We start from the raw sequence: 19500 nt of genomic DNA, 5'->3' as shown, positions 1-19500 counted from the left end.
TGTTCTTGCGAAATTTTTTGGCGTGACAGCTCCGGTGCAGCCAACGACGCGCATGACATGGCGACCTTCGCACCGGCCGCACGGCCCCCGCGCATCGCATTCAAAGCTTGCGCGCGATACAGATGACCGTCAGGCCGGCGACGCGGTTGAAGCGAAACATCGGCAACTCGATCCGGCAGATCGTCTTGAGCAAGCCGTTGACGAACGGATGGTGACGGCGCAATTGCGACGCCGGCTCGCGCGGATGCCGACGCGCCCGCTCCCCCAGCCGCAGCGCTGCCGCAAGCGGAAACGTGAGACCGAAATAATAGGCGCCGTGCTCGACGTCGAGCCCCGCGCGGCGCACCACGTCCTCGAGACTGCCGAGCGTATATCGGCGCTTGTGCTCGAGAAAATCGTCATGGCCGCTCCAGAGGAACTGGAACGCGGGAACCGTAATCAGGAACCGGCTTCCGGAAGGCGCGCCCGCCACATAACGTGCGAGTAACCCGACGTCGTCGTCGACATGCTCGAGCACGTCCATCAGCAACACAAGATCGGCATCGAATCGTTCGACGGAGCGCCGAAAGTGGATGGGCTTGCCGGCCGCCTCCGCGTCGGTATCGTCGGCGTAGCTCGTATCGACACACCATGCCTCCGACGCCTGCGTACGCTCGAGCAAGTGCTTCGAGAAGAAGCCGGAGCCTGCACCGACATCGAGTATCCGGTTCGCGCCCGATGCACCCAGGAACCGGCGGATCGCACTCGCCTTCGACGCGTAGTACCAGTGATCGCCCACGCCCGCACCCAGTACGTCGACTTCCTTGAGATCCATGACGCTTCCCCGTGATGGCTACTTGTGCTTTGGTCGATACAGCCACTGTCACCGATCTTACCTCGCCGCTGCCACCGATCCTACCCGTCGACGACGCACATCCGCTATCGGTATCCCGCATTCCGCCCTAATCGAAAAGGACGATGGCCGGTTCGCCGCAAATCGATACCGTGCGCTTACCCGGCGCGAGACCGATGCGCGCGGGCGATCCGTCCGACTGCATGCCGATCGATCCGGCCCGCCCCGGCTTTGCCGCGTCGCGTGCGAGACACGAGGCGGCGTCGGTCACCACCGCGGTCGCGACCGCCTGCAACCTTCTCCGACAAAGGACATTGAATGCATCAGAAAAACGAAATTTCACGTCGACATTTTCTCCGGCTGGGCGCCGGCACGATAGGTGCGGCGCTCGGGAGCGCGTCATTTTTGTCGGCATGCGGAGGCGACTCGATTTCGGTCGCGACGCCGCGGCTGGGTTCCGCATCGAATTTTCGCGACACAGCCGGGCCGGACGGAACCGGCTATGTAACGACGAGCGGCGCGAAGATGAAGAAAGGCGTGATCTATCGGTCATCCGCGCTCGCGTTGTCCGCCGCCGACATCGCCACCGTCGGCACGCTCGACATCAGGCAGGTCTGCGACCTGCGCACGCCCGCCGAGATCAAGACACAACCGGATGCGCCGCTGGCCGGTGCCACATGGCAAAACCTCAACGTGCTCGGAGCCGCCAGCATCACCCCGATCCCGACGACCGGCGCCACCGCGACAGCGTTCATGTCGAGCATGTATCGTGCGTTCGTCACGTCCGACTCCGCGCATGCCAGCTATCGTGCACTCTTCACCGGCTTCGCTGCCTCCGGCGAAAACCTGGTGTTCCACTGCACGGCCGGCAAGGATCGCACCGGCTGGGCCACCGCCATTCTGCACACGATCCTCGGCATCTCCGGGCAGACGATACTCGCCGACTACCTGTTGACCAACGCCTACAGCGCGTCGGAAATCTCCGCGTCGATCGCCCAGGCACAAAAAGCCGGCGGGCAAAATGCGGCAGACATGATGACCGCGCTGCAGGGCGCGCACGCTGACTATCTGCAGGCGGCATTCGATCAGGTCACCGCGTCGTACGGCTCGATGGCGTCGTATATCGCGAACGGCCTGCAACTCGACCAGGCAACGCTGAGCGCCATCCGGCAGCACATGCTGATCTGATCCACCCGCGGGCCGCTTCGACGGGGCCGGATCGCATCTGCGCTTCGATCGCAGCGGCCGCTGCGTCTCGCATCCGGCGGAACCCTTACCGGCCAAGGCCTGGGCGGGTTTTCCCGGTTGCAACGAGAGCCGCCTGAGGCGGGCCGTGCGAACCAAACGACCGTTTGATCCGCGCGCCCGACCACCCCGAATCCGTTGTCCCGCAGCACGCTGGCCCACTCTGCCCGGGCGCCCGTTGTTTGGTAACGCCGCTCTAGCGTGCTATGCCACACTGCACGGCATCGACGCTCGCGCCGTGTAGTGGCGCGCACCGCCGTCGATCACGACAAGACATGGAGACAGACGATGCGGAATGCGGTCCGGCGCGGCCATCGCTCGCCTTTGGCAATTTTCGACTGGATTTCCGGCCCGCAACGCGCGGCCCGGCCTATCTCGCCCGGAACATCCCGCGTGTTCGGCTGCGGCATGCTGGCGCTCGCGCTGCTTTGTGCCGGTTGCGCGGAATCGTCGGCGCAGCGTGACGGCAACACGTCAATCGCGTCAACGAAGATCGAACGCACCAAAACCGAGCGGCTCGCCCGCGAGCAGCAGCTCGCACGTACCGTGCCGTCGCTCGCATCGATCAGCCTGACGCAACCGCGCCAGTTCACGCTGCGCGACTCGGGCCAGAACGGCGCGATGACGTTCCTGCGCGACGTCGATTTCCGTATCGTCAACAACCTCGGCTTCTTCATCCATCAGTTGTCCGCCACGCTGGTGCCGACGCAGGTCGGCGCGCCGATCGTGTTCGACGATCCGACGAGTTTCGAGATCGACGTGCATGAAGGCACGGTCACGCTCGACAACGCGAAGCTGACCGCGCTCTTCAACACCTACATCTTCGGCTACCGCAACGCGCCGCTGCGCAAGCTCGCCGTGTCGGCCGGCGACGGCGTGATTCACCTCCAAGGCGAGATGCAGCGCGACGGCTGGGTGCCGTTCTCGCTGACCGGCACGCTCGCGATCCGCGACGGCAGCCAGCTCGTGTTCCATCCGACGGGGGTGCGCGTTTCGGGCATCAACGCGCAGCCGGTGATGCGCGCGGCCAACGTGAAAATGGCCGACTTGCTGAAAGTCCAGACGCCGATCGCGCAACTCGCCGGCGACGATCTCGTGATGTCGGTCGACAAGCTGATGCCGCCGCCGCGCCTGAAACTCACGATCACCGCGGTGCGCGTGACACCGGCCGGCCTCGACCTGAAGCTCGACGACGGCACGCACGCCGGCTTCGCGATGCCTGCGAATGCGCCCCAGCAAGCCATGTACATTCGAGGCGGCGACGTGAAGTTCATGCGCTCGATGCCGATGAACGCGGACATCCTGATCGGCCCGGTCGACCCCGCGAAGCGCGACCAGACTTTCGTGTTCGACCTGTACCACTATCGCGACCAGGTGTCGGCCGGCTACTTCAATTTCGACGAAAGCGGTGCGATGGCGATCCGGATGCCTTCGTACACGGGCCCGGCCAGCGGCGCGCTGCTCGGCAACGCGGCCGCGCGCCTGAACGACAGCTTCCTCGCCGCGCAGCAGACTGCGCTGCGTGACATACGCCAGCACTGGGAAGCCTACGCACTCGCGGCGAACGCCACGCCCCCCGGCATGCAGAAGGTCGCCATGCGGCGCACGTCGACCACGCCGTTCAACGAGCGGCACGTGTCGAACCGCAACCCGACGATCCATCTGCGCAACGTCGATTTCAACCTGTCCGGGGATATCGGCTTTCACGTCGAGGATCTCGACGTGGAACTCGTATCGAAGCGGCCCGGCGAACCCGTCGATCTCGACGACCCGAACCAGTACGACATCCGGATTCTCGGCGGCACGGTCGTCGAGTCGTGGAAGGCGATGTCCGCGCTCTTCAACGACTATCTGCTCGATTACTCGCCGCGCTCGCTCAACGACCTGCAGCTGAGCGCGGACGGCACGAACCTGCGTGTCCAGGGCGGCATCAAGCTGTGGAACCATGTGCCCGGCGTCTGGCTGCCGACCGACATGAAGGGCTCGCTGTCCGTGCTCGACGACCGGCATCTCGCGTTCAAGCCATCCCAGGTGTCGGTGCTCGGGATTCCGCAGGCGAAGCTGCTGCGTTCGCTCGGCATCGAGCTCGCTTCGCTGACGCCGTTGCAGCGTCGCGGCGCGGAACTGCGCGGCGACACGCTCGTGCTCGACCAGTACACCGTGTTCCCGCCCCCCGTGCTGAACGGTAAGCTCGGCCAGGCAACGGTCGAGCGCGACGGGCTGCGCCTCACGTTCAGGCGTCTGGCGGGCTCGCCTGCGCCGCAACGGCCGCAGATCGATGCGCCGAGCTATATGTGGATGGAAGGCGGCGACATGAAGATGTTCAACGTGCTCGAACTGAACGTGCGCGCGCTGATCAGGAATTCGGCCGAGGCCGGCCCGATGCGTTTCGACCTGTACGGCTACCGCAGCCAGGTCGCGCAAGGTTCCGTGCGGATGCTGCCGGACGGCACGCTGGTCGTCGACATGGGCCAAAAGAATCCGCTCGCATCGCGTTGATGTGCATGCGCGACGCGCAGCAAAAAGCCCGGTGGCACGTCGCCAACCGGGCTTTTCATTTCATCCTTCGTACTTCGCGCTCAGTCGTGCTTCAGTCCGTCGATCACGTCGAGCAGCGCCTGCCGCAATGCAATTACGTCGACGGTTGCGCCCGGCTTGCCCGGTGTGCGCGCATCGGCGGCCTGGGCCTCCGGCTCGACGGGTGCCGGCGCGGCCCGCTCGCCGCCCGGTGAATCGAGCCGGTTGCGCGCGCCGTTGATCGTGAATCCCTGCTCGTACAACAACTCGCGAATCCGCCGGATCAGCAGCACTTCATGGTGCTGGTAATACCGACGATTGCCACGCCGCTTCACCGGCCGCAGTTGAGTAAATTCCTGTTCCCAATAACGCAGCACATGCGGCTTGACCCCGCACAGCTCGCTGACTTCACCGATCGTGAAGTAGCGCTTCGCGGGAATCGGAGGCAAGACGACTTTCTCAACCGTAGTGGTCATCGTCGGTTAACCGTCGGTAAAGGGTGCGCGGCGGCCGCGCGGAGACGTCAGCGCGCGGGGGCTTACTCCGCGCCGTTTTCGACCAGCGCCTTCAGCTTCTGGCTCGCGTGGAAGGTTACCACCCGGCGGGCGGCGATCGGAATCGCCTCGCCCGTCTTCGGATTGCGGCCCGGACGCTGCGGCTTGTCGCGCAGCTGGAAATTACCGAACCCCGACAGCTTGACGCTTTCGCCGTTTTCGAGCGCGTCGCGAATCACCTCGAAAAACGCCTCGACCATGTCCTTCGCTTCACGCTTGTTCAGCCCGACGCTGTCGAACAGCAACTCCGCCAGTTCCGCTTTCGTCAGCGTGGGCGTCTCGGTGGACGCCGGCGCCGAAGCATCGCGGTTCATGGCGCTGCGTTGCGCCGTCAGGAGGGCTTCGAATTCACTCGAGGTCATGTCGTTCATATCTGCCATACAGCGCGTTAAATCAAAACTTACGATCGGAAAAGGCCGCCCGCGAGCGGGCGGACCTCCTCCTTAGCCGCGCAGGCGCGCACCGGCGCGAGCCATCCGCTCGACCAGCGCCTGGATCGCCTGATCGACGACCTCGTCCTGTAGCGTGCCAGCCGCGTCCTGCAGCGTCACGCGGAAGGCAAGGCTCTTCTCGTGCGCGGCAAGGCCACCGGAAGTATTTGATTTTGCACGAAATTCGTCGAAGAGTACAACCTTCTGAACGAATCGGCAGGCCTCTTCGGCAAGCGCCTTCTTCATTTCGTCGAAAAGTGCCTGAACCTCGACCGCCTGATCGACGACAACGGCGATATCGCGACGAACCGGCGGGAATTTCGACACCTCGGTCGGCGTGGGCAACGCACGCGCAATCAGCGCGTCCGCGTCGATTTCGAACATCACCGGAGCGTGCGGCAGCTCGTACTTCTGCATCAGGCGCGGGTGCAACTCGCCGATCCAGCCAACCGCACGGCCGTCGACTTCGATTCGCGCGCTGCGCCCCGGATGGAGGGCCGGATGCTCCGCCTTCACGAAGCGTGCGGCTGCCGGCGCGAGCAGCGCCTCGAGATCGCCCTTCACGTCGAAGAAGTCGACCGCACGGGTCGCCACGCCCCACTGCTCGTCGAGCACCGGGCCATAGGCAAGCGCACCGACGCGCTTCGGCTGCACGTAGCCCTCGACCGTCAGCTCACCGGCCTTCGCCGACGCATCGGCGAGGAACACACGGCCAGCCTCGAACACGCGCACGCGATCTGCACGGCGGTTCAGGTTGTGGCGCAGCACGGAAATCAGGCTGCCGAACAGCGTCGTGCGCATCACCGAGAGCTGGCTCGCGATCGGGTTCAGCAGGCGGATCGGCTGGTCGTTGCCCGCGAAATCCTGCTCCCACTCCGCATCGACGAAGCTGAAGTTGACGGTTTCCGCGTAGTCGCGCGCGGCGAGCGCGTGACGGACATCGTGGATCGAACGCCGCGTCTCGTTGGTCGCGCGCATTTCGCTCGTCGCGACCGGCGGACGCGCCGGGATCTTCTCGAAGCCGTAGATCCGCGCGACCTCCTCGATCAGGTCTTCCTCGATCTCGATGTCGAAGCGATGCGACGGCGGCGTGACGAGGAACGCGTCGTCTTCACGCTCGAACGGCAGGCCGAGGCGCGTGAAGATGCTGGCGATCTCGTCGGCGCCGATCTGCACGCCGATGATGCGGTTCGCGCGCGACACGCGCATCTTCACCGGCGCGCGCTGCGGCAGGTTCACGGACTGATCGTCGACCGGGCCGGCCTTGCCGCCGCAGATCTCGAGGATCAGCTGCGTGATGCGCTCGACATGCTCGACGGTCGTCGCGTAATCGACGCCGCGCTCGAAGCGATGGGCCGCATCGGTCGAGAAGTTGTACTTGCGCGCGCGGCCGCGGATGCTGTCCGGCCACCAGAACGCGGCTTCCAGGTAGATGTTGGTCGTGTCGAGCGTGACGGCCGTGCTGTCGCCGCCCATGATGCCGGCCAGGCTTTCGACCTGGCGGTCATCCGAAATGACGCCGACCGTTTCGTCGAGTTCGACCGTGTTGCCGTTGAGCAGCTTCAGCGATTCGCCGCGCTTGCCCCAGCGCACCTCGATGCCACCGTGGATCTTGTCGAGATCGAACACGTGCGACGGGCGGCCGAGCTCGAACATCACGTAGTTCGAGATGTCGACGAGCGCCGACACGCTGCGCTGGCCGGAGCGCTCGAGGCGCTCGATCATCCACTGCGGGGTCTTCGCACGCGCGTTCACGCCGCGGATCACACGACCCGAGAAGCGACCGCACAGATCGGGGGCGGCAATGCGCACCGGCAGCGTTTCGTCGAGTTCGACGCGCACCGGGCGGATATCGACCGGCGTCAGCGGCGCACCGGTGATCGCGGCCGTCTCGCGCGCAATGCCGAACACGGACAGGCAATCGGCCTTGTTCGGCGTCAGCTTGATTTCGAAGATCGTGTCGTCGAGATTGAGCGTCTCGCGGATGTCCTGGCCGACCGGCGTATCTTCCGGCAGCACCAGCAGGCCGCTGTGATCCTCGGACAGCTTCAGTTCACGTGCCGAGCACAGCATCCCCTGGCTCTCCACGCCGCGCAGCTTCGACAGCTTGATCGCGAACGGCTTGCCACCCTCTTCCGCCGGCGGCAGTTCCGCGCCGACCAGCGCGACCGGCACCTTGATGCCGGGCGCGACGTTCGGTGCGCCGCAGACGATATTCAGCGTCGCGCCGGTGCCGGCATCGACCTGGCAGACATTGAGCTTGTCCGCATCCGGATGCTTGACGACTTCGAGCACGCGGCCGACGACGATCTTCGACGTCGGCGGCGCAGCCTTGCTCAGCGATTCGACTTCGAGCCCCGCCATCGTCAGCGCGTGCGACAGTTCGTCGGTCGTCAGCTGCGGGTCGACAAAGGTTCTCAACCAGGATTCAGGGAATTGCATGGATGTCTACGTTCGAAACAGGTTAGATCGACGCCCGGGCCCCGTCGGATCGTCCGTCGGGGCGTGCACGGGCACAGGTCGGCGCGGCGCGCGGCGTTACGCGAACTGGCGCAGGAAACGCAGGTCGTTCTCGAAGAACAGCCGGAGATCCTGGACGCCGTAGCGCAGCATCGTCAGGCGCTCGAGGCCGCTGCCGAACGCGAAGCCGATGTAGCGCTCGGGATCGAGGCCCATGTTGCGAATCACGGTCGGATGCACCTGCCCCGAACCGGAAATCTCGAGCCACTTGCCGGCGTTCTTGCCTTGCTCGAACATCATGTCGATCTCGGCCGACGGTTCCGTGAACGGGAAATACGACGGACGGAAGCGCACGAGGATGTCGTCGCGCTCGAAGAATTTTTTCAGGAAGTCGGTATAGACGCCCTTGAGATCGGCGAAGCTGATGTTTTCGTCGATCCACAGCCCCTCGACCTGATTGAACATCGGCGAGTGGGTCGCATCGCTGTCGACGCGATACGTGCGGCCCGGCGCGATCACCTTGATCGGCGGACGGTTCATGCGCGCGTAACGCACCTGCATCGGGCTCGTGTGCGTGCGCAGCAGCAGCTGGCGGCCGTCGGCATCCTTGCCTTCGACGTAGAAGGTGTCCTGCATCGAACGCGCCGGATGGTTCTCCGGGCTGTTCAGCGATGTGAAGTTGTACCAGTCGGTCTCGATTTCGGGGCCGTCTGCCACATCGAAGCCGATCGAGCCGAAAATCTGTTCGACACGCTCCCACGTGCGCATCACGGGGTGCAGGCTGCCTGCACCGGCGCCGCGGCCCGGCAACGTCACGTCGATCGACTCGGCGGCGAGGCGCTGGTTCAGCAGCGCGTCGGCCAGTGCCTGACGGCGTGCGGTCAGCGCGGCTTCAACCTGCTGCTTCGCGACGTTGATGCGTGCGCCTTCGGTCTTGCGTGCTTCGGGATCGAGCTTGCCGAGGCCCTTCAACAACTCGGTCAGCGCACCCGACTTGCCGAGAAATCGTGCTTTCTCGTTTTCGAGCGTGGTGATGTCGGCAGCCTGTTCGAAGGACTGCTGCGCGTCGGCGACAATCTGGTCCAGATCCATAGATCCCATCATTTCCAACGTCATTCGGTCTTGGCGAGCGAAATCGCACACCAAACAAAAAAGGGGCTCGGAAGAGCCCCGTTTTCGCTGCAGCGGCCGAAACTACCGGAGCATCGCTGCAACTAACCACGCAGTGCTAATTTCGCAATTAGGCTGCAACGGCGGCTTTCACCTGCTTGACGATCGCAGCAAAAGCAGCCTTGTCGAACACCGCCATGTCAGCCAGCACCTTACGGTCGAGTTCGATCGACGCCTTCTTCAGGCCGTTGATGAACACGCTGTAGGTCATGTCGTGCTGACGAACCGCCGCGTTGATACGCGTAATCCACAGTGCGCGGAACACACGCTTCTTGTTGCGACGATCGCGATATGCGTACTGACCAGCGCGCATCACCGCCTGCTTGGCGATGCGGTAGACGTTATTGCGGCGACCGCGATAACCCTTGGCCAGGTTGATGATCTTCTTGTGGCGGGCCCGTGCGGTTACCCCACGTTTGACTCGAGGCATGTTTCTCTCCTTAGAGTATCGATTGAGGGGTTACGCGAACGGCAGCATCGCGCGGACGGAGTTCAGATCGGAATCATGAACTGCCGTTGCGCCGCGCAGGTGGCGCTTGTTCTTCGTGGTTTTCTTGGTCAGGATGTGACGCTTGAAGGCTTGACCGCGCTTGACGGTACCGCCCGGACGCACCACGAAGCGCTTTGCAGCGCTCTTCTTGGTCTTCATCTTAGGCATGACGAACAACTCCAGTTTATTAGATGGCGATGGGTGTGCGGTTGGCTTGCGCCCTTGACCCGCCCTTCGAAACCCAGTCCACTTGTGTACGGCGAACCGCTTGCGCAGCCGCCGTCATTGCTGGCGCGCCGCCCTGATCGGGCAACGCGCCGAACCACTGCGAACCTGCGCGCGAAGCGCGCGGGCCCGTTACTTCTTTTTCTTCGGCGAGAGCACCATGATCATCTGGCGCCCTTCCATCTTCGGCATCTGCTCGACCTGGCCGACTTCCTCGAGATCCGTGCGCAGACGCTCAAGCATCCGCATACCGATTTCCTGGTGAGCCATTTCGCGACCGCGGAAACGCAACGTGATCTTCGTCTTGTCGCCTTCTTCGAGGAAGCGCACGAGATTGCGGAGCTTGACGTTGTAATCCCCGTCATCGGTACCCGGGCGGAACTTGACTTCCTTGACCTGGATGACCTTCTGCTTCAGCTTCGCTTCGTGCTGCTTCTTCGATTCCTGGTACTTGAACTTGCCGTAATCCATCAGACGGCAAACCGGGGGAACCGCTTGCGGCGCGATTTCCACCAGGTCAACATCCAGTTCTTCCGATTTACGGAAAGCATCAGCGAGTTTTACGATACCGAGCGGTTCGTTCTCGATCCCGACCAGACGCACTTCCGGCGCAGTGATTTCACCGTTGATGCGATGCGACGACTTATCAGTAGCGATGTTACGTTTCCTCTAAAAATTAAAAAAACGAGCCGCGCTGCCAGGGCGGTTACTTGAACGAGCGCAGGTCTTCCTGCAGACGCTCAACGAAGGCTTCGACCGGCATCACGCCAAGATCGACGCCGCCACGGGCACGCACGGCTACCGTTTGCGCATCACGCTCCTTATCACCCACGACGAGGAGATAAGGCACCTTTTCCAGCGTGTGCTCGCGTATTTTATAGCTAATCTTCTCATTGCGCAAATCGGCCGTCACTCTAACCCCTTGTTTTTGCAACGATTGGGCCAGAGATTGCGCATATTCGGCCTGACTTTCGGCAATATTGAGCACAACTGCCTGGAACGGCGCGAGCCAGGCAGGCATTGCACCAGCGTGGTGCTCGATCAAAATGCCGAGGAAACGCTCCATCGAACCGACGATCGCACGGTGCAACATCACCGGCCGGCGACGGCTGCTGTCGTCGGCAACATACTCGGCGCCGAGGCGTTCCGGCAGCACCATGTCGAGCTGCAGCGTACCGCACTGCCACGAACGGCCGAGCGCATCCTTGATGTGGTACTCGATCTTCGGACCGTAGAACGCGCCCTCACCCGGCAATTCTTCCCACGTCAGACCGCAGGCGGTCAGTGCGTCGCGCAGGCCCTGCTCGGCACGATCCCACGTCTCGTCCGTGCCCGCACGCTGATCCGGGCGCAGCGACAGCTTGATGTCGATGTGATCGAAACCGAAGTCCTTGTACACGCTCATCGCCAGCGTATTGAACGCGATCGACTCCGAGATGAACTGGTCTTCCGTACAGAAGATGTGCGCATCGTCCTGCACGAAGCCGCGCACGCGCATCAGGCCGTGCAGCGCGCCCGATGCCTCGTTGCGGTGGCACGAACCGAATTCCGCGTAGCGCAGCGGCAGGTCGCGATACGAGCGCAAACCGTGCTTGAACACCTGGACGTGACCCGGGCAGTTCATCGGCTTGATCGCGTAGTCGCGCTTCTCCGACTCCGTCGTGAACATGTTCTCGCGGTAGTTCTGCCAATGGCCCGACGCCTCCCACAGCGAGCGGTCCATGATCATCGGCGTCTTGATCTCGAGGTAGCCGGCTTCGTTCACCCGGCGGCGCATGTATTGCTCGACCTGCTGCCACAGCGCCCAGCCCTTCGGATGCCAGAACACCATGCCCGGCGACTCTTCCTGCATGTGGAACAGGTCGAGCTGCTTGCCGAGCTTGCGGTGGTCGCGCTTTTCCGCTTCCTCGAGCATGTGCAGGTACTGGTCCTGGTCTTCCTTCTTCGTCCAGGCCGTGCCGTAGATGCGCTGCAGCTGCTCGTTCTTCGAATCGCCGCGCCAGTACGCGCCCGCGACCTTCATCAGCTTGAAGACCTTCAGCTTGCCCGTCGACGGTACGTGCGGGCCGCGGCACAGATCGGTAAAGCCGCCGTGCGAATACAGCTTGATTTCGTCGCTCTGCGGAATCGATTCGATGATCTCGGCCTTGTACTTCTCGCCGATGCTGCGGAAGTAGCCCGCCGCTTCGTCGCGCGACACGACACGGCGCGTCACGGGCTCGTCCTTCTTCGCGAGCTCCTGCATGCGCTTTTCGATCTTCTCCAGATCTTCAGGCGTAAACGGACGGTTGTACGAGAAGTCGTAATAGAAGCCGTTGTCGATCACCGGGCCGATCGTCACCTGCGCGTCCGGATACAGTTCCTTCACCGCGTATGCGAGCAAGTGCGCCGTCGAGTGGCGAATGATGTCGAGGCCGTCGGCATCCTTGTCGGTCACGATCGCGAGCGACGCGTCGCGGTCGATCACGGCCGACGTATCGACGAGCTCACCATCGAGCTTGCCACCAAGCGCAGCCTTCGCAAGGCCGGGACCGATCGAGGCTGCAACCTCGGCAACTGTCACCGGATGCTCGTATTGTCGAACTGAGCCGTCAGGCAAGCGTATCGAAACCATAGCAATCTCCGTGATGCCGACAGTGGGCGGCAGACCAGGTACGCGACATGAAAATCGCGCGGGAAAATTTCGCGACAAAAAAAATGCGGCCCCGCTTTCGAGGGGCCGCATTCGATACTTCACTCAGACTGAAAGGGCGAAAGGGTTCCTCGACTAGCGTCGCTCCGAAAAGGTTTCGGTCAACGTTCGCGGTGTCATAACCGTATTCGCCTTGTTCGCGTTGAGTTATTTACTGCATCGAACACCCGGAGACCGGGCATTCTCAATTCGTTGGTAGGCTCGATTGGACTCGAACCAACGACCCCCACCATGTCAAGGTGGTGCTCTAACCAGCTGAGCTACGAGCCTAGAGAAGCTAAGATTATATGGAGCCGTTACCGGCTTGGCAAGTGTTTTTATGCGGTCGCAGCAAAATAACGGGGCTCCAACCCCATATCATGCCTTCCGCCCCGCCCGCACGACGCCTTGCACCTCGCCGAGCAGCGCGCACGCGCGCTGCACCTGCGCCGAGTTCGACACCTCGACCGTGAACTGCATGAATGCCGCATTGCGGCGGCTCTGCGTCTTCACGCCCACCACGTTCATCTTCTCGCGCGCGAACACTTCGGAGATATCGCGCAGCAACCCTTGCCGGTCGCTTGCCTCGATCATCAGGTCGACCGGATAGACGGACGCACCGCGCCCGCCGAGTACGTCGGCCGACCAGGTCGTCTGCAGCACGCGCTCCGGCGCGCGCTCGACCATCCGGCGGAACGTCGGGCAATCGGTGCGGTGGATCGACATCCCCTTGCCGCGCGTGACGAAACCGCTGATCGGATCAGGCGGCGCCGGACGGCAGCAGCGCGCGAGCTGGGTCAGCAGCGCGTCGACGCCCACGACCAGCACGCCGGTCGACGCGCCGTGCGCCACGCTCGCGCCGCTGCTGCGCTTCTCGAAATCGGCGGGCGCTTCGGGCGCCGGCTCCGGCGGCGGCGCATCGGACAGCGCGTGCTCGACATTGCGCAGGCTGAACTCTTCCTTGCCGACGACCGAGAACAGCTCCTCGGGCGACTTGAAGCCGAGCTTCGCGGCGAGATTGTCCAGGTTGACCGATGTCTTGCCCTCGCGCTGCAGCGTCTTTTCGACGAGCGCGCGGCCATGCGAGATGTTTTCTTCCTGCTCGATCGAGTTGAACCATGCACGCACCTTCTGACGCGCACGCGGGCTCTTCATGTAACCGAGCTGCAGGTTCAGCCAGTCGCGCGACGGCCCGCCCTCCTTCACCGCGACGATCTCGACCGTCTGGCCGTTTGCGAGCGGCGTGTTGAGCGGCACCATCGCGCCGTCGACGCGCGCGCCACGGCAGCGATGGCCAAGCTCACTGTGCAGGTGGTACGCGAAATCGACCGGCGTCGCGCCCTGCGGCAACGCGATCACACGCGCCTGCGGCGTCAGCACGTAGATGTGGTCGTCGTCGAGCGACGTCTCGCGCAATTGGGCCCACGCCTTGTCGCCCGACTTTTCCGCGCCGTCCTCGACGTCATCCTTCCACGCGAGCAACTGCCGCAGCCATGCGATCTTCTCGTCGTATTTGTCGCTCGCCGAGAACTGGCCGCCGTAGCCGCGCGCGCCGGCCTCCTTGTAGCGCCAGTGCGCGGCGACGCCGTACTCGGCGAAACGGTGCATCTCCTGCGTGCGGATCTGCACCTCGAACGCGCGGCCGTCATCGCCGATCACGACCGTATGCAGCGACTTGTAGCCGTTCGGCTTCGGCCGCGAGATGTAATCGTCGAACTCCTTCGGCACCGGCTGCCACAGGTGATGCACGATGCCGAGCACCGCGTAGCAATCCTTGATGTCCGGCACGATCACGCGAAACGCGCGCACGTCGTACAGCTCGGAGAAATCGAGCTCCTTGCCGCGCATCTTGCGCCAGATGCTGTAGATATGCTTCGGCCGGCCGCTCACATCGGCCTGGATGTGCGCGTCCGCCAGCTCCTGCTGCAACCGGTCGATCGCCTGCGTGACGTACGCTTCGCGCTCGATGCGCTTCTCGTCGAGCAGCTTCGCGATCCGCTTGTAGGTGACAGGATCCTCGAAGCGGAACGCGAGATCCTCGAGCTCCCACTTCAGTTGCCAGATACCGAGACGGTTCGCGAGCGGCGCATAGATCTCGAGCGTCTCGCGCGCGACGTCGGGCGGCGGGTCGATCTTCGCGGCCGCGTAGTAGCGCAGCGACTGCAGGCGCGACGCGAGCCGGATCAACACCACGCGGATGTCTTGCGCGAACGCGAGCAGCATCTTGCGCAGCGCCTCGATCTGCGTACGCCGCTCTTCCGCCGTGTCGCGCCCCGCATCGGGCACCGCGTTCTGCGCGGCACGCAGGCTGACGGTACCGAGCCGCAACAGCTTGCGCACGTCGGACACGAGCCGCGCCACTTCGTCGCCGAAACGCTCGGTGAGTTCGCGCTCGGGGTCGCTCAGGTGCGGCGTCAGCACGAACAGTGCGGCCGCCTGCATCGCGGGCGGATCGACGTTCAGCGTGCGCATGATCGACGCCGTGCCCGCCGAGTGATCGGCGAGCAGTTCGCCCGACGACAGGCGCGCGTCGCCGGCCCGTTCGCGCACGAACGCGAGCACGTCGTCGAACGACGGTGCCGCGACGGGGGAAGCGGAAACGGACTCGGTCATTGCTTGGCCTGGCGGAATGCGATCATCGTCGGGTTACGTCCGGTTCAGCTCCGCTGTGCGGCGACCACCACGATCTCGACGAGCAACGCCGGATCCGCGAGCTTCGCCTCGACGGTGGCGCGCGGCGGCGTGTTGCCCTGCGCGACCCATGCGTCCCACTCCGCATTCATGCCGTCGAAATTCGCCAGATCGGAAATGTAGATCTGCACCGACAGCAGATGCGCCTTGTCGCTGTTCGCTTCGGCGAGCAGGCGGTCGATGTGGCCGAGCACTTCGCGCGTCTGGCCCTTGATGTCCTGCGTGGTGTCTTCGGCGATCTGGCCGGCCAGATACACGGTACCGTTGTGGATCGCGGTTTCGGAGAGTCGGGCCCCGACGTGGTGACGAATGACTGCCATGGAATGTTCCGGTCGTGAGTGGATGGAGATTCGGGTGACGGCACGGCCCGCGTGCCGTCGAACCGCATATTATGACGCGTTTATGCGCCGCCTTCGACGAAAAACCGCCGCGCGAGCGCAATCTGGCCTGCGTCGACGAACGCCGGCGCATGGCCCGCCCCTGGAATCTCGGCGTGCGTGACATGTCGGCCACGACGCACCATCTCGGCCACCGTCTCGCGCGACAGCAGGTCGGACGTCTCGCCCCGCACGACGAGCAGCGATGCATCCGTCGTCTCGATGGCATGCCACAGCGCGGCCTCGCCGAGTGCGGCCAACTCGGGCGTGGTTGCCTTGAACGGCTCGGCGATGCGCGGATCGTAGCGGACCGTCCAGCCACCTTCGGGCAGTTCGCGCAACAGCGGCCCGTTGATCTCGCGCCACTCGTCGGCGCTCAGCGCACCGAACGGCAGCGACAGCGACGTCAGATAGTCGATGCCCTCCTGCTCGGTCGCAAAGCGCGGCTGCACGCCGAGATATTCGCCGATGCGCGTCAGCGAATCGGGTTCGATGCGCGGGCCGACGTCGTTGACGATCATCCGGCGTAGCGGCGATCCGGGCAGCCCCGCGAACGCCATGCCGATCAGGCCGCCCATCGACGTGCCGAACCAGTCGACCGATTCGACGTCGAGTCGCGCGATCAGCGTCACCATGTCGGCCACGTATTGCGGAATCGCGTAGAGCCGCGGATCGGCCAGCCAGTCCGATTGGCCGCGCCCGACGATGTCGGGGCAGACGACGCGATACGTATCGGACAGTGCCGTGGCAAGCCGGTCGAAATCGCGCCCGGAACGGGTCAGGCCGTGCACGCAAACCAGCACGCGCGGGTTCGCGGGATCGCCCCACTCGGTATAGGCGACGTGGTGAAGGCCGGCCGCGCTCGCACACTGCACGCGCCGCTGACGGGGAATCGGGGAGTTCACTGGGGAAGTGGGCATCGGAGGCGTCCTGCCGAACGGTGCGGCGCGATGGCATGTGGGCCCGGCCCGCCAGGGCAGCCGGGGGATGCGATCGATTGTAAACCCGTTCCGGATCACGAGTCGCCTGACCACCCTTGCGGGCTTGCGGCTCGTGCGAGCGCCAATGAAATGTCACGCGGCCGTGCGGAATCGGGCGCGGTGTTCCGTGTTCAGCAGGCTGCCGATCCAGCCTCCCCTGCGGCCGCGGCGACGGCGCCGCAAACGCACCATCGCGCACCGGCCCGTCATGACCGGGAAAGCGCGGCTATTTCTGCATGACCGCGCCGATGCTCGCACCGACCACGCACAGCGTGCCGGCGACCTGCAGCGTGCTCATCGGCTGCGCCAGCACGACATAACCGATCCCCGCAGCGATCGCGGGCTCGGCGCTCATCAGGATGCCGAATGCCGATGCGCTCATCCGTCGCAACGCAATCAGTTCGAGCACGTAAGGAAACAGCGGGACGAGCACCGCCAGATACGCGGCATCGATCAGTTGGCCGGCCGGCAAGTGGCCGCCGCTTTGCGCCAGCCCGAACGGCGTCGTGACGAGCGCGGCCACGAACAGCGACGCGGACAGCCCTTGCAGCCCTTCGAACAGCGTGCCGACACGCTTCATCAACACGATATAGGCGGCCCAGCCAAGCGCAGAGCCGACCGGGAAGACCAGCGCGGCCGGCGCCGTCACCCACATGCCGTCCTGCCGCGCCAGCAGCAGCACGCCAGCCAGCGCAAGTGCCGGCCATGCCAGCATCGCCGGCTTGCGCACGCCGATCGTGGCGACCGCCAGCGGCCCGAGAAAGTTGATCGCGACCGCCAGCCCGAGCGGCACGCGACGCACGGCTTCGAAGAAGCACAGCGTCATCGCGGCCATCGCCGTGCCGAGCGCGATGGCCGCGATCCAGCGCTGCCGCGAATAGGTGTGGAGCGGCGGCCGGACGACAACGGCCAGCGCGAGCGCGGCGAAACAGAGCCGCAGCCAGGTCGTGCTGACGGTGCCGTACTCGATCGTCGCCGGCCTCGACAGCGCCGCGCCGAGCTGCACGCTGCACATCGACGCGACGGCCAGCAGCGGCGCCACCGCATTCGTGAAAGGTGACGCCACGCGCTGCGCGACATCCGGTCGTACCGTACTCGATTCCTCGCTCATGCAACCGCTCCGGTTCAGTGACACGCCGATGCTAACCGCGGCCGCATGCTTGATATAAGCTGATAATTCTTATGCCCGCATCAGGAATATTGATGACCCGCGATCTCGACAGCACCCTGCTGCGCACGTTCGTCACCGTGGTCGAAACCGGCAGCGTCAGCACGGCGGCAACAGCGCTACATCGCACGCAGGCCGCCGTCAGCATGGCGCTGCGACGGCTCGAGGATGAAGTCGGCCAGCGCCTGCTCGAACGCTCGCCGCGCGGCGTCACGCCGACGGCCGCGGGCAACATGCTGCTGCCCTATGCACACCAGCTGCTCGGCGTCGGGCTCGCCGCACGCGCTGCGCTCGCCGCAGGCGACATCTCGGGCACCGTCCGGCTCGGTGTCCTCGAGGACATCGCCGTCGGCCGTCTGCCGCACGCGTTGCGACAGTTCGCAGCGTCATTTCCGAACGTCGCGCTCGAGATCGTCGTCGACACGAGCCCCGTCCTGTCGCAGCGACTCTCGAGCCACGCACTGGATTTCGTGATCGGCGACCCCGCGCTGATCCGGGCAGAGCCGCTCGCGACATGGCAGCATCCGCTGCACTGGGCCGCCGCAGCCACCACCAACCGGCTCCCTCGCAACGAACCGGTGCCGATCGTTGCGTTCGGCGGCACCTGCCCGTGGCAGGAAAAGCTGTTCGCGATGTTGCGCGACGCCGGCCGTGCGTGGCGCGTCATCTGCACCAGCACGAGCCTGTCCGCGATCCAGTCGGCGGTCGAGGCAGGCCTCGGCGTCGCGGTACTGCTCGACTGGAACGTGCGTCGCGACACGATGCGCGCACTCGATCCGCTGGCAGCCGGGTTGCCCGCGCCACCCGCCGCGGATTTCGGGCTGTTCAGCCGCGCGGACCTCGGCGATCACACGTCGGCGGCAGTCACGCTGCAACGCTTCCTGTTTCATGCGCTGCAGCTGGATTCACCCGACGACGGCACACCCACCGGCGAACAACGCTTGGAATCGTTGCAGACCGCCGTCTGACGCGGCCGGGCGCGCATGCCACAAACATAAACGCCCCGCATGCCTGACGGCATGCGGGGCGAATCGACATGAAGAAAACTCAGGCGACCGCGCTGACGTCGAGCGGCGCGCCCGTCTTTGCCTGGATCTCGTCGGCGCTCACGCCATCGGCAAGCTCGAGGACCTTCAGGCCGGACGGCGTCACTTCGATCACGCCGAGATCGGTGATGATCAGGTCGACCACACCGACACCCGTCAACGGCAGGTTGCATTCCTCGAGGATCTTGTGCTGATCGCCCTTCGCGACATGCTCCATCAGCACGACGACACGCTTCACGCCGGCGACGAGATCCATCGCGCCGCCCATCCCCTTGATCATCTTGCCGGGGATCATCCAGTTCGCGAGGTCACCCTGCTTGCTGACCTGCATCGCGCCGAGGATCGCGAGGTTGATGTGGCCGCCGCGGATCATCGCGAACGAATCGGCCGACGAGAAGATCGACGAGCCCGGCAGCGTCGTGACGGTTTGCTTGCCGGCGTTGATGAGATCGGCGTCGACTTCGTCTTCGGTCGGCGACGGGCCGATGCCGAGCAGGCCGTTCTCCGACTGCAGCCACACCTCGACGCCTTCCGGCACGTGGTTCGCGACGAGCGTCGGCAGGCCGATGCCGAGGTTCACGTAGAAGCCGTCCTGCAGTTCCTTCGCCGCGCGCGCGGCCATCTGGTCACGATTCCAGGCCAT

The 19500-nt window shown here is 64.5% G+C and carries 18 protein-coding genes and 1 tRNA gene; 3 read left to right on the top strand and 16 right to left on the bottom strand.

Features of this window, described 5'->3' with window-relative positions:
- Nucleotides 1-100 precede the first annotated feature (100 nt).
- Together ACTJLD_RS00465 and ACTJLD_RS00460 are read right to left on the bottom strand one after the other, a co-directional pair.
- The gene (locus ACTJLD_RS00465; protein ID WP_027787698.1) at nt 101-814 is read right to left on the bottom strand and encodes a class I SAM-dependent methyltransferase; all 714 of its coding nucleotides are present in this window, start codon (nt 812-814) and stop codon (nt 101-103) included.
- Between the two features lie 127 nt (nt 815-941).
- On the bottom strand, nt 942-1175 hold the full coding sequence (locus tag ACTJLD_RS00460; RefSeq protein WP_440657629.1) for a hypothetical protein: 234 nt from the start codon (nt 1173-1175) through the stop codon (nt 942-944).
- On the opposite strand from ACTJLD_RS00460, the gene ACTJLD_RS00455 reads away from it, so the two are divergent.
- The gene (locus tag ACTJLD_RS00455; protein ID WP_440657628.1) at nt 1151-2020 is read left to right on the top strand and encodes a tyrosine-protein phosphatase; all 870 of its coding nucleotides are present in this window, start codon (nt 1151-1153) and stop codon (nt 2018-2020) included. The genes ACTJLD_RS00460 and ACTJLD_RS00455 overlap by 25 nt on opposite strands.
- Nucleotides 2021-2365: 345 nt before the next feature.
- Nucleotides 2366-4576 carry a hypothetical protein gene (locus tag ACTJLD_RS00450; RefSeq protein WP_440657627.1) on the top strand — a complete coding sequence of 737 codons (2211 nt, stop codon included), beginning with the start codon at nt 2366-2368 and terminating at the stop codon, nt 4574-4576.
- Between the two features lie 80 nt (nt 4577-4656).
- On the opposite strand, the gene ACTJLD_RS00445 is transcribed toward ACTJLD_RS00450, so the two are convergent.
- The 13 genes from ACTJLD_RS00445 to ACTJLD_RS00385 all read right to left on the bottom strand — a co-directional run bounded on the left by ACTJLD_RS00445 (nt 4657) and on the right by ACTJLD_RS00385 (nt 17754).
- Complete coding sequence (locus ACTJLD_RS00445) at nt 4657-5070, bottom strand: MerR family transcriptional regulator (RefSeq protein ID WP_027787702.1); 414 nt, start codon at nt 5068-5070, stop codon at nt 4657-4659.
- Nucleotides 5071-5132: 62 nt separating this feature from the next.
- Nucleotides 5133-5519, bottom strand: a complete 387-nt coding sequence (locus ACTJLD_RS00440; RefSeq protein WP_006486093.1) for an integration host factor subunit alpha — start codon at nt 5517-5519, stop codon at nt 5133-5135.
- Nucleotides 5520-5591: 72 nt separating this feature from the next.
- Nucleotides 5592-8021, bottom strand: a complete 2430-nt coding sequence (gene pheT, locus ACTJLD_RS00435) for a phenylalanine--tRNA ligase subunit beta (protein WP_060196563.1) — start codon at nt 8019-8021, stop codon at nt 5592-5594.
- Nucleotides 8022-8117: 96 nt separating this feature from the next.
- Nucleotides 8118-9131 (bottom strand): phenylalanine--tRNA ligase subunit alpha, encoded by a 1014-nt coding sequence (gene pheS, locus ACTJLD_RS00430; protein WP_021162419.1) that lies wholly within the window; start codon nt 9129-9131, stop codon nt 8118-8120.
- Nucleotides 9132-9279: 148 nt separating this feature from the next.
- Nucleotides 9280-9639, bottom strand: coding sequence for a 50S ribosomal protein L20 (gene rplT / locus ACTJLD_RS00425; protein ID WP_004192938.1), 360 nt, complete (start codon nt 9637-9639; stop codon nt 9280-9282).
- Between the two features lie 30 nt (nt 9640-9669).
- Nucleotides 9670-9867 carry a 50S ribosomal protein L35 gene (gene rpmI / locus ACTJLD_RS00420; protein ID WP_004191477.1) on the bottom strand — a complete coding sequence of 66 codons (198 nt, stop codon included), beginning with the start codon at nt 9865-9867 and terminating at the stop codon, nt 9670-9672.
- Between the two features lie 189 nt (nt 9868-10056).
- Nucleotides 10057-10581: a translation initiation factor IF-3 gene (infC, locus tag ACTJLD_RS00415; RefSeq protein ID WP_071734130.1), complete on the bottom strand. Its 525-nt coding sequence runs from the start codon at nt 10579-10581 to the stop codon at nt 10057-10059.
- A 49-nt stretch (nt 10582-10630) separates the two neighbouring features.
- A complete protein-coding gene (gene thrS / locus ACTJLD_RS00410; protein ID WP_027787704.1) occupies nt 10631-12538 on the bottom strand; it encodes a threonine--tRNA ligase in 1908 nt (635 codons plus the stop codon).
- 271 nt (nt 12539-12809) lie between these two features.
- Nucleotides 12810-12886 (bottom strand) — tRNA-Val (locus ACTJLD_RS00405).
- Between the two features lie 87 nt (nt 12887-12973).
- Entirely contained in the window at nt 12974-15208 is a 2235-nt protein-coding gene (locus ACTJLD_RS00400; protein WP_060358202.1) for a RelA/SpoT family protein, read from the bottom strand.
- Between the two features lie 44 nt (nt 15209-15252).
- On the bottom strand, nt 15253-15606 hold the full coding sequence (locus ACTJLD_RS00395) for a RidA family protein (protein ID WP_021162422.1): 354 nt from the start codon (nt 15604-15606) through the stop codon (nt 15253-15255).
- 80 nt (nt 15607-15686) lie between these two features.
- The gene (locus ACTJLD_RS00390; protein ID WP_175755977.1) at nt 15687-16583 is read right to left on the bottom strand and encodes an alpha/beta fold hydrolase; all 897 of its coding nucleotides are present in this window, start codon (nt 16581-16583) and stop codon (nt 15687-15689) included.
- A 286-nt stretch (nt 16584-16869) separates the two neighbouring features.
- Nucleotides 16870-17754, bottom strand: a complete 885-nt coding sequence (locus ACTJLD_RS00385) for an EamA family transporter (protein ID WP_440657625.1) — start codon at nt 17752-17754, stop codon at nt 16870-16872.
- Nucleotides 17755-17846: 92 nt separating this feature from the next.
- Between ACTJLD_RS00385 and ACTJLD_RS00380 the strand changes: the two genes are divergently transcribed.
- The gene (locus ACTJLD_RS00380) at nt 17847-18779 is read left to right on the top strand and encodes a LysR family transcriptional regulator (RefSeq protein WP_440657624.1); all 933 of its coding nucleotides are present in this window, start codon (nt 17847-17849) and stop codon (nt 18777-18779) included.
- 79 nt (nt 18780-18858) lie between these two features.
- On the opposite strand, the gene ACTJLD_RS00375 is transcribed toward ACTJLD_RS00380, so the two are convergent.
- On the bottom strand, nt 18859-19500 hold the full coding sequence (locus tag ACTJLD_RS00375) for a CoA transferase subunit B (RefSeq protein WP_021162427.1): 642 nt from the start codon (nt 19498-19500) through the stop codon (nt 18859-18861).

Source organism: Burkholderia sp. 22088 (genome assembly GCF_052045915.1).
GTDB classification, from domain to species: domain Bacteria; phylum Pseudomonadota; class Gammaproteobacteria; order Burkholderiales; family Burkholderiaceae; genus Burkholderia; species Burkholderia cepacia.
This window is presented reverse-complemented; position numbering and strand designations above follow the sequence as displayed.